Genomic DNA, 11,291 nt, shown 5'->3' with positions numbered 1-11,291 from the left:
CCTCCCGGAGAACGGTGGCGTGTTTCGCCTCGGTGAACTCTGTCAGTCCGAGCACGCCACCGGGTCGTCGAAGTGCCCGGGAGTGCCCGGGTACGCCGTACCGGTGCCGTGTCCGTGGTCCTGGTTGTAGGTCAGCGCCAGCTCCCGGTACGCCGAGGTGCCGGCCGTGGTCACGTCGGTCCCGGCCCGTCCGGCGCCGGAGCCCCAGGCGAGCTTGTGGAGGAAGTTCTGCATCGCCGGCGAGTGCTGCCGGACGTCGTTGAACCCTCCGTACGCCGCGTTGCAGTGCGTGTACAGGTTGTACGCGCCGTTCCAGTCGAGCAGCCGGTCGCCCGGGTTGGGCCCGTTCTGCGCGACGTCGCCCTGCAGGACGTCCCGGTCCCAGCCGCCGTACTGCCAGTCGGTGCCCTGGTGGTGCTGGTTGTTCGCCAGGGTGGCCGGGTCGGCCGTGTCGTCGGCCTTGCCGGTGAGCTGGAACCACAGGCACGGGTCGACGGTCACGCCGTTCGTGGTGACCGGCCAGTCGCCCGGCGCACAGCTGCCCGGGTAGGTGCCCCGCGGGTTGAAGTCGAGCAGGTCCGAGCCGCTCACGTCCTGCTCGGCCGGGTCGGACTCGCCGACCCCACCGAACACGTGGTCGACGAACCTGTCGTTCGTCCCGCGGGCGTCGGCGTCGAACACGCCGTTGGCGAGGCAGTCCGGTGTGGCCGCGTCCAGGACCGGGTCACAGCCCTTGCCGCCCCACAGCACGTCCTCACCGTCGGCGCCGAAGACCTGGTCACCGCCACTGTCGCCGTTGGCCAGGTCGTCGCCGAAGCCCGCGTGCAGGTGGTCGGCACCCGGCCCGCCGCGCAGCTGGTCCCGGCCGCCCTCGGCGATGCCGTCGTGCGGCATCTCCGCGCCGGTCGACGTACCGATCCACTGGTCACCGTCCACGTCGTGCTCGAGGTCGACCCGGCGGTCGTAGCCGCCGCGCCGGAACCCGACGTAGGTCTCGGCCGGTGGCGAGTTCAGCGAGACGCTGAACTGCGCCGGGGCGTCGCCGGTGTCGAGGTGCTGGTTCACCACGCCGCCGCGGTCGCCGAGGATCGCGTCCTCGCCGGTCTCGCCGGACACGGTGTCGTCACCGAGCTCGCCGTACAGGTCGTCGTCCTCGGAGCCGCCCAGGATGGTGTCGTTGCCGTCCTGGCCCCAGACGCCGTCATCGCCGGCCTCGCCGTACAGGGTGTCGGCGCCGAACGCGCCCGCCACCTCACAGGTCGCCTGGGCCTCGGTGCAGAACCGGGTGCTCGGCTCGCCGAGGTCCGGGTCGTGCGTGCGGGCCACCGTCGCGCCGGCCGGCGGGGCGCCGTTCGGGTAGCGGTCGGCGTACACCCGCTCGGTCTGGCCGGTGACCGTCCGGACGAGTGAGCCGTTGTCACCGAGCACCACGTCGTCGGCGCCATCGGCCTCGATCGTGTCACCGGTGTCGCGGAACCCCTTGGCCGAGCTGCCGCCGATCAGGTCGTCCTGACCGTCCGGACCGGCTGCGCCCTCCAGCACGGCCGCCGCGCTCGGCGTACCGGGCCAGCCCGGGTCGGCCAGCGGCGGCACTGTGGTGAGCGGCGAGTCGCCGGCGAGCGACAGGTCGCCGCGGACGACGTCCGCACCGCCGTTGCCCTCGACGTAGTCCGCTCGGGCGCCACCGGACAGGTAGTCGGTGCCGTCCTGGCCGTAGACCACGTCCACGCCGTCGCCACCGGACACCCGGTCGGCGCCGAACCTGTCAGCCGGCGGAACCGCCAGCCGGTTGCTGCCGAGGTCGTACCGGTCGACGATCCGGGTCGCCATCGGCACACCGGGCTCAGTGCCCAGCCGGACCGTCACCCGGGTCGGCGTCTGCCCGGCCGCGGGTCGCAGTACACGCCCGTTGTCACCGGCCACCACGTCGTCACCCGGTCCACCGAAGATCACGTCCGCGGTGTCCGGCTGCCCGGCGGTGTCCGCTCCGGTCCCGCTCAGCGGTGTCGAGCTGCCGCCGACCAGGTCGTCGTCGGCCAGGTCGCCCTCGACCCAGTCGCTCGCCTGACCGCCCTCGACGTAGTCGTCGTCACCGTCGCCCTTGGCGCGGTCCTCGCCGCCCTGGCCGTACAGCACGTCCTGCCCGTCGCCACCGGACATCTGGTCGTTGCCGGACGTGTTGGCGGCCGGAGCCGCGCCCAGGTCGAGCAGCGAGACCGTGTGCCCATGGGCGAACCCGCGCTGCCTGGTGACCGGCGTGGTCGCCGCCGGATCGGTCGTCAGCGCCAGTACGGCGTTGTCGCCGGTCAGCAGGTCGGGTCCGGCGTCGCCGAAGAGCTGGTCACCGGTGTCCGGCCGCCCGACGCCGTCCGCGGCCTGCTCGAACGAGCCACCGGCGATCGCGTCCTCGCCGTCGTTGCCGTGCACGACATCCGCGGCGTTGTTGCCCTCCAGGTGGTCGTCGCCGCCATTGCCGTTCACCAGGTCGGCCCCCAGACCGCCGTACGCCGTGTCCTGGTCGTCGCCGCCGTTGAGCCGGTCACCGGCGCCGGCCGCCGGGGTGTCACCGTCGAGATCGAGCGGTACGGCGGCCGAGTCGCCCGGGTTCGCCGGGTCGTCCACGGTGCCGTTGTCGCCGATCAGCCGGTCGTCGCCGACGTCGCCGGACAGGTCGTCGTCGCCGTTGTCGGTCCGGCCCGCCGCCCGCGTCCCGCCGTACAGCAGGTCGTTGCCGGCGCCACCGGTGATCCAGTCCTTGCCGTTGTTGCCCTCGACCACGTCGGCCTCGGTGCCGCCGTAGCCGACGTCGTCGCCGGTGTTGCCGAAGACCTGGTCCAGGCCGGCGTCGCCGTACAGGACGTCGCCGTCGGAGCCGCCGAACACCTTGTCAGCGTCGCCGCCACCGCGCAGGGTGTCGACACCCTCCTGGCCGCAGACCAGGTCGTTGCCGCCAGCAAGCTCAGCCAGGTCGCTCGCGCCACCGGCCGAGACCGTGTCGACGCCCGCGCCACCGGTGATGCGGTCGTTGCCGTCGCCGGTCGCTTGGCTCGTGCTCTCGCCGACCGGGTCCGAGGCCACCGGCGTACCGGTGGCGCACTTCTCCGCGTCGATCCGCTGGTCACCGAACACCGTGGCCGGGCCGTCGCCGCCGACGACGTGGTCGTTGCCGAGGCCACCGACCAGTGTCTTGGCGTTCGACGGAACTCCAGCCGGCAATGGCAACTTCACCACGTCCCGCAGTGGTCCGTACGCCACCGTGTCCGGCTTGTCGACACCCGTCACCGGCCCTACCTCGGCGGGCTCGGCGATCACGTAGTCGTCGCCGGGACCGCCGTAGACCGCGTCGGTGCCGTAGCCGCCGGTGAGCACGTCGTTGTCGTCGCCACCGCGGATGGTCGCGCCCTGGTCGCCGAGCGAATGGCTGGTGACCGCCTCGATGCCGGTGCTGCCCCAGACCTGGTCGCTGCCGGTGCCGGTGTCCACGACGTTCCGGGCGATCTTGTCCTCGGCGCTCGGGTCGCTGTCGGCCGGTCCGGCCGCGTCGACCCCGAACTCGTCCCCGGCGGCGGTGAAGATCCGGTCGGCGTTCGTGCCGCCGGTGATCCGGTCGCTGCCGCCGTCGCCGACCAGCGTGTTCACACCGGCCTTCTTCGAGCCGTCAGGCAGGTCCGCCGCGACCGCCAGCTTGTCGTTGCCGGCGTTACCGCGGGCCGTGTTGGTGCCCAGGCCGAGACTGATCGTGTCGTCGCCCGGCGTCGGGCCGTCGGCCAGACCGGTCGGGTCCGGGATCGACTTCCAGTTGAACACCCCGGTCAGATCCGTGGTCTTGTCGTCGTCCTCGGAGTCCTGCGGGTTGTGCGTGACGGTCTGCGCGCTGCGGTCCGCACCCAGCGAGGCGTCACCGGCCACTCGCGCGTCGCCGTTGCCGACGGTGATGGTGTCGTCGCCGGGACCACCGGCGACCGTCGCCTTCGAGGTCGCTCCACCGGTGTCGCCGGTCGCGATGATGTCGTTGCCTTCCCGGCCGTCGACGTACGACAGACCGCGGCCGGTGGTGATCACGTCGTTGCCCTTGCCACCGATCACCACGGCGTCCTTGTCGAACTCCGCCGGAGTGTCACCGGCGTCGTCGCCGGTGGTCTTCTTGCCGTCGCCGGTGAACGTGACCGCCATCGGCTTGGCATAGCCCTCGCCGTCCACGACGACCCGCTTCAGGCCGGGGTCGTGGTACTCGCGCCGTTCGCCGAGCATCTCCACCGCGAAGCCGTCGAAGCCGCCGTCGTCACCTTCGGGATCGGCCGTGGTCTGCGCGTAGTGCAGCGAGATCACCTTGACGGTGTCCTTCTCGACCGCCGCCTCGTCGTTGCTCCACGGATCACCGCGCTGCTCGGTCTTGCCGAACTTGCCCGCGAAGACCACGAGCGTGTCGTCCACCGTGCCGCCCAGTTTCGGCGGTGGCGGTGAGCAGTCGGGCGCCAGCGAGAAGTCGAGCAGCGTCACGTCGGCCAGCGTGAAGCTGAACGACACCGAGAAGATGCTCACCCCGATGGTGATGTAGACCCGCAGGAACAGCGACAGCCGGCCGCTGGTGGTGAACAGGCACAGCGGGTTGTTCAGCGCCGCGTGCAGGAACTCGCTGACCCGGAACTTGCCGTCGTCGTTCGGATCGTTCCAGCTGAAGTTGATCGTCAGCCGCAGCCCGCCCTCGATGCCGACGGTGATGATCACCGCGCTGACCGCGGCACCGGCCGCGATCTCACCGGTCAGCTGCACCACCGGCAGCGGCGCACCGTTCTTGTCGACCGTCTTGAAGAACAGCCCGTCCAGTACGTCGATCGCCGTGACCGGGCCGCCGTTCTGCACCGCCTCGACGGCCTTGCGGATGCCGTAGGTGTCCAGGCCCGCGACCATCCGCAGGCTCACCGAAGCCGAGCCGGCCAGCGTCACGAACACCGGCGGCGGCGCGTAGACCGGGCCGAAGGACTGCCGCCAGCTGAAGCCCAGCGTCAGCGGGCCGGAGTCGAACTCCACCAGCGTGACGTCGCCGCCCATCAGCAGGTTGAACGCGTTCGCCGGGTTGTCCAGGATCGGGAAGCTGAACCCGGACTTCTCCGCGTCGCCCTTGTTCTCGGCCAGCCCGTTGCCGGTGCCGAAGACGTCCTTGGCGTCCGGGCCGCCGGTCTCGTTCTTGTCGTTGAGGGCCGCCTTGACCGCGTCACCGTCGGCCTCGGTCAGCTCGCCGCCGTCCTTGTCGAGAACCTTGCTGTACATCGAGTCCGCCGTGGTCGGCGAGTTGCTGGTGTCCAGCGCCTTCTGCCCGGACAGCTCGAAGCTGCCCAGTGGCACGTAACAGTCGTTCACCGCGTCGGAGCAGCCGGGCAGCCGGTTGATGAACTCGATCACCGCCTTGATCTTGTCGACGAACTCCAGCTGGGGTCCGTCGGTCAGTGTGCTGAACGACTTCGCCAGCGTCATCAGCGTGACGTCGTCACCACCGGCCATCCGGCTCAGGTCGGACAGCACCGGGATCGGCGCGTACAAGGTGTCGACGACCGGCTGCAGCGGTCCGGTGACCCGCTTGATCTCCTTGACCGCGTCCCCGAGCAGCCCCTCGAAGAAGCTGCCCGCACTGATCCCGACGTCCTTGAACGCGATGTACGGCGCACCCGACTTGTCCGGCGCGTTGTTGTCGAAGGTCCACTGCAGCTCGAAGTTCGCCCGCACCCCGGGGAAGGCGGAATCGACCTGCGCCTCCAGGTCCAGGTCCAGGTCGAAGGCACCGGCCAGCGAGACGCCGAACAGGTCGGCGGCGTCGCCGAGCTCGGAGAACTTCACCTTGCCCGCGTTCTCGTCGCTGGGCGGCGTGCAGACGTCCTCGGTGCCCTTGAAGCAGCTCTCGGTCTGCCCCGGAGCTTTCAGGTCGATCTGGAACGCGCCGTGGAACAACGGAACGTCGGCGTTCTCCTCGTCCTTGGTGATGTTCACCTTGATGAAGGCCAGTTCGGCCAGCAGCTTGGTGTTGTCCTGCAGGTCGAACGCCATCCCCACCTGCAGCTCGGGCAGAGCCTTGTTGTCCGGTCCCCAGCCGTCCCGCGTGCTGACGAAGAAGCCGTCCGCCTTGGTCAGGCCGAGCCGGAAGTGCAGCGCGAAGCCGGCGTCGACGGTGACCCCCTTGGCCTTGGCACCGTTCTCGTCCTTGTCCACGCCACGCAGCGCAAGCCCAGGGATGCCGATGTCGAGCGGGATGGGCTTGCTCAGGCAGGCCTGAGGCGCACCGGTGCTGTCACAGCCCTTGTCGACGCTCACCTTGCCGCGCTGGGCGGTGAAGTCGAGGTACGCACCGCTGATCTGGTCCAGCGGGCATTGAGCCAGGCCGGGCTCCTTCTCGACCGCCTGGTACGCCGTACCGGTGTCGCCGTGGTCGTCGTAGCTGAGCACGTTGCCGAGCTTCTTGACCAGCTGGAACTCGGTCTCGCCAGGTCCCTTGCGCAGGATCTTGTAGCCCGCCGCCTTGTCGACCGGGGTCCAGGTCACCTTGTTGAAGTTCTCACCGCCCAGCGTGCCGGCACCCTTCGTGGTCTGGCCCGGATCGCTGGGGATCGTGTCCCCACTGGTTCCTTCACCCGAGCCCTGGTACGCGACCACCTTGTACTCGTACGTCGCCGTGCCCGCGTCGGCCGGGTTGGCCGTCACGGTCGGCGCGGCGGCCTTGGCCAGCGTCGCCGTACAGTCGAACTCGACCTTGACGTCGGTGGCGGCGATCTTCACCTTGGCGAGTTCGACGGCGAGCTTGTCGGTGATGAAGTTCGCGAACTCCTGCGAGTTGGCCGGCCGGCCCGCGCCGGGCAGTTCGTTCCAGATCGAGTTGCGCAGCTGAGTGCGCAGGTCGCCGATGAAGTCCGCGCCCTGCTGCAGGTCCTCGCCGACCAGGGGCAGCTTGCCGCCCAGACTCGCCGTACGGAACGCTTGCTCGATCTGCGCCAGGTAGCTCTCCAGGCCGTCGCCGAAGTTGCCGAAGTCGAGTAGCGCCTCGGCCAGCTTGGTGCCCAGGTCCGCGGGCAGCTCGAGTTCCTTCTTCGCCGCGTCCGGAGCCGGCAGGCTGTCGTCCAGGTCGGCGAGGTCGGCCGGGTTCGTGGAGTCGGGCACCCGCAGCGCGATCGTGCCGATCGGCGCCCACCCGGCGTCCGTCCCGGTGTTGTTGAGGTAGATCGGCAGGTTGCCGCAGACCATCAGCGGGGTCTGCAGGGTTTCGCCGCAGGTCACCGTGCCGTTGGTGGCGTTGAAGTTCACGCCGACCGCGCCGAGGAAGTCGCTGAACGACACCGGGGTGTCGGCCGCCGCGCCGGACTTGGCCAGCGCGATGCTCAGGTCGGCCCGCGCCTGGGCCTTCTCCGCGGCCGGAGCGTCCGCGGCCGGGTTGCCGAGCGACACCGACAGCGGCCCGACGACACCCTGCACGACACCGTTCTCCAGCTTGGCCTTGGCGCCGACGCTGATCGAGGAGTCCTCGAGCACCTTCAGCGCCGTCGCGTCCGCCGGGCCGTCGCCGGCCTCCAGCGGGATGACGAGGCCGACCTTCACCTGGCCGGTGACGTCCACCTGGGCCTGGCCGGTCGCCTGCGCGCCGGCGAAGCTCTGGTCACCGCCGTTCAGGCTGCCGAGTGAGAGCTTGATCGGCGCGGCGGTGCGGTAGTCGCGCTTCCAGTCCACGGCCAGCACGAGGTTCGGCTTGCCGTCCTTCTCCAGGTAGCGGAACTTCACGCTGTCGGTGCCGAGCGCCTGGTTCAGCAACTCGACCGCGTCCTGCAGGCTGTCCGGCGTGTTGGCCAGCAGCCGGTCGGTGGCGTCGTCGAGCGCCGAACGCATGCTGTACGCCGTACCGGATGCGGGCGGCGAGGCCCACGGCTGGGTCAGGGTCAGCGTCTTGCCGTCGTCGGACGCGTCCTCGACGACGCCGACCTGGGTGCCGACGACAACGGTCCGGCCGATCAGGGCGTCGGTGAACAAGTTGCCCGTGGTCCGTGTTTCGTCGAGCACGGTGTTCGCGCCGTAGCTGACGCCCTTGCCGCTGTTCGACTCGTCGCTGATCAGCAGGTCACGCAGCGACTTGCCGAGGCCCGGAACCTCCTTGTCGAACACTCCCGAACCGGCCGAGGTGTTCGCCTCGGCGAGCTGCTTCGAAAGTGTCTGCAGGGTCTTGATCAGCGCGGTGAACAGCGCCTTCGGGTCGTCGGCGTCGAAGTCGAGCTTGAACACCTCGGCGAGGTCGCCGGTGTCGAGACTCAGCGTGTCCGCGTCGGTCAGGTCGGTCCACTTCGCGGTGAACTCGGTCGTCGCCCCGGCCGGGAGGAACTGCTCGGCGTCCGGGATGCTGACCGTGGCGTCGGCGTACGCGCGTACGTTCACGTCGACGTCGAGCAGCTGGGCCGGGGCGTCCACCAACTGCTTGAACAGCTGGGACAGCCGCAGGTCGTGCTGGGCGTCACCCTGTTGTTTGAGCCCGACGCTCAGCATGTGGCCTTGCGGCGTACCGGCCGGGCAGGTCTCCCCGAGGCCCGAGTGGCAGACCTTCAGCTGACCGGCCAGGTTCACCTTGAAGAAGCCGGCGTTGGCGGTCAGGTTGATACCCGTCTCGATCGGGAAGTCCGCCGAGAACAGGTTGGAGCCGGTGCGGATCAGCACCCGGTCGGTGTTCAACGGCAGCGACGGGACGACGGTGTCGAGCGGGCCGTTGTGCTGGGTGAACGGGCAGGCCTCGGTGTTGCCGAGGAAACCGATGCAGGCGTTGCCGGTCTTGGGGTCCTGCAGGTCGAGCACCAGGGTCAGCGCGGCCTCGAACGACGGCTTCACCTTGGCGAACGTCTGGTCGGCGTTCGCGTTGACGATGCCGTGGCCGCCTTGGTCGATCGTGTTCGCGAACGTGACCGCGCCGACGTGCGGCTCCGGCCCGGCGATCACGTACGGCGTGTTGTCGGCCGGCACGCCGCCGATCCAGTCCTGCTTGAGCGTGATGGTCTTGGCGTCGTTGCCGACCACCTCACCGGCCGACGTACCGGCGACCACGCGACGGCCGAGCCACTGGTTCGGCTGCCAGCCGGCACCGACCACGGTCAGCGTCTTCGCCTCGTAGTCGGCGACCTTGCCGGACGCCTCGATGCTGACCGGGTCGAGCTCGACCGGGTCGGCCGGGGCTTGCTTCGACATGCTGAGCGGCAGCACGAGCTTGCTGTTGCCGGCGTCCCAGACGAGGTCGCCCAGGTCCATGTCGGAGGCCTGCTCCAGCAGCGCGATCAGCTCCTGCAATGAGGCGAACTTCGGCTTGCCGTACTGCGCCGGGTCAGTGCCCGGGACGTAACCGGGCTGCCCCGGCGCGGCGACGGTGTTGTCGGTGAGGAACTTCTTCAGCACCTCGTTGACCTGGATCGCGTCGGCCAGCGTGCCCTTCATGAACGGCAGGTCGAGGTCGCCGACCGGCTGCAGCGGTCCGTCGCCGTCCGGGTCGAACTTCGCCTTCTGCACGGCCGTCAGGGTCGCGATCACCTGCGCGAGTCCCTCGGCGAGGTCCTGCAGGCTCATGTTCTGGAACTTGCCGACGGTCGCGGCCAGGTCGGGCGCGCTGACGGTCGGCGTACCGGTACCGATGTCGTTCCAGTCGACCTTGACCGTCGTACTGATGCCGTCCGGCAGCGAGAGACCCGGGACGCCGGACGCCGCGGCGCCCAACTGGAACGTGCCGTGCACCGAACCCCTGCTGTTGGGGTCGGTGTTGTCGGTGGGCAGCGAGCCCTCGGCGTCCAGACCGACGGTGAGCAGTCCGTCGAGCGAGCCGGCCTGACCGAGCTCGCCGGTGGCGCCGAAGAAGAGCTTGCCGTCGTTGTTCGGGTCGTTGAGCTTGCCCGCGAAGTGCGCGTCGACGTCGAGGTTCGAACCGGTCAGCGAGACGCCGAGGATGCCGATCGCCGCCTTCGCGGCCGCGTTGTCGATGCTCGCGTGCGCGTCGACGTCGAGCCGCGGGGTGGCGGCGTCGTGCACGAGGTAGACCTTGTTGTCGCCCGCGCCTGTCCAGACCGCGCTCAGTGCCATTCGCGCCTTCAGCGCGACGGTCGCACCGTCGGCGACCGACAGCTCCACCTTCGGGTCGGCGTTGCTGAGCCGCAGATCCTGCCCGGTGACGGTCTTGTCGACCGTCACGACGACGTCGAGCTTCTTGCCGTCGCCCAGGTCGCTGACCGACGTCTTCAGATGCCCGGTCCGCCCGCCCGCCACGGTGATGTCCTTGTCGACCTCGAGATCCCCGAAGTCCGTGGCCGACTGCAACTGCTTGGCGACCGCTTCCAGGAAGAGGTCGTCGAGCCCGAGCAGTCCCCCTGGACTCGCCCCGACCAGCGGCAGCGGTTCCTTCAGCTTGTCGACGGAGGCGAGCCCCGTCGTCCACGCCGCGAGGCTGCCCGCCTCACCACCGGAGCCGAGGAACCCGAGCAACTGGTTCACCCCGTTGTCGGCAGCCCGCGCCGGCAACGGCGAGTAGACGAGCAGCCCGATCAGCAACGAGAAGGCGGTGACCACCGCCGTCAATCGAGCACGGACCAGTACCTGGACAGGACGCAGCAGACCCATCACTTCACCCCCGCGGCCCCGGGCCCGCGCTCCCCCCTAGGTGCGCAGTGGGCGACCCCCCAGCCGCAACTAGAAAGGTAGAGGCGAACACGCAGCGTGGCAATACCTCATCCGGCCTTTTGTTCTGAGCAACCCGGACCCGGGTGTAGGTTCGCCCGATGGGCTACTGGGGCTACCTCGTCGCGGCCAAGAGCGACGAACCACTGGACACACTCCCCGAACTCGCCACCTTCGGCGAGGAGTACGTCGAGGTGAAACCTCTCGCGAACGGCTGGCAACAGGCCTGGGTCGCCGGCGCCAACGACAACCCAGTCATCGGCGCCCAGCAACTCGCAGCCGCGACCGGCCACCCCGTCCTGGCCGCCCTCATCCTCGACAGCGACTGCGGCCCGGTAGCCGCCGCGACCCCTTCCGGCGCCACATGGTCGGCGACCCTGGCCAAGTCCACCGCCATCGACTCCTACGACATGCCCGACGACGGCATCAGCGGTGCTGTGGCAACGTCGTCCTTCGCCGAGTGGGCCACCTCAGCCGCCCTCCCCGCCGACCAGTCCTTGGTCACCCAGGCCCTCGATCCCGCCGCAACCGGCCCCGAACACCTCTTCACCTTGTTGCTACAAGCAACAGGCATCTCCCCGATCACCTGACCGCACTCCGCGACCTCACTCGGGGCA

Annotated in this window: 2 protein-coding genes; one reads left to right on the top strand and one right to left on the bottom strand. The window is 69.8% G+C overall.

The window, feature by feature from the left end; translation table 11 throughout:
- Positions 1-42: 42 nt before the first annotated feature.
- On the bottom strand, positions 43-10,617 hold the full coding sequence (locus ACQPXM_RS03925) for a calcium-binding protein (protein ID WP_432944824.1): 10,575 nt from the start codon (positions 10,615-10,617) through the stop codon (positions 43-45).
- A gap of 158 nt (positions 10,618-10,775) precedes the next feature.
- Between ACQPXM_RS03925 and ACQPXM_RS03920 the strand changes: the two genes are divergently transcribed.
- A complete protein-coding gene (locus ACQPXM_RS03920) occupies positions 10,776-11,264 on the top strand; it encodes a hypothetical protein (protein WP_432944822.1) in 489 nt (162 codons plus the stop codon).
- Positions 11,265-11,291: the final 27 nt, after the last annotated feature.

Source organism: Kribbella sp. CA-253562, from assembly GCF_050942265.1.
Taxonomy (GTDB): Bacteria; Actinomycetota; Actinomycetes; order Propionibacteriales; family Kribbellaceae; genus Kribbella.
This window is presented reverse-complemented; position numbering and strand designations above follow the sequence as displayed.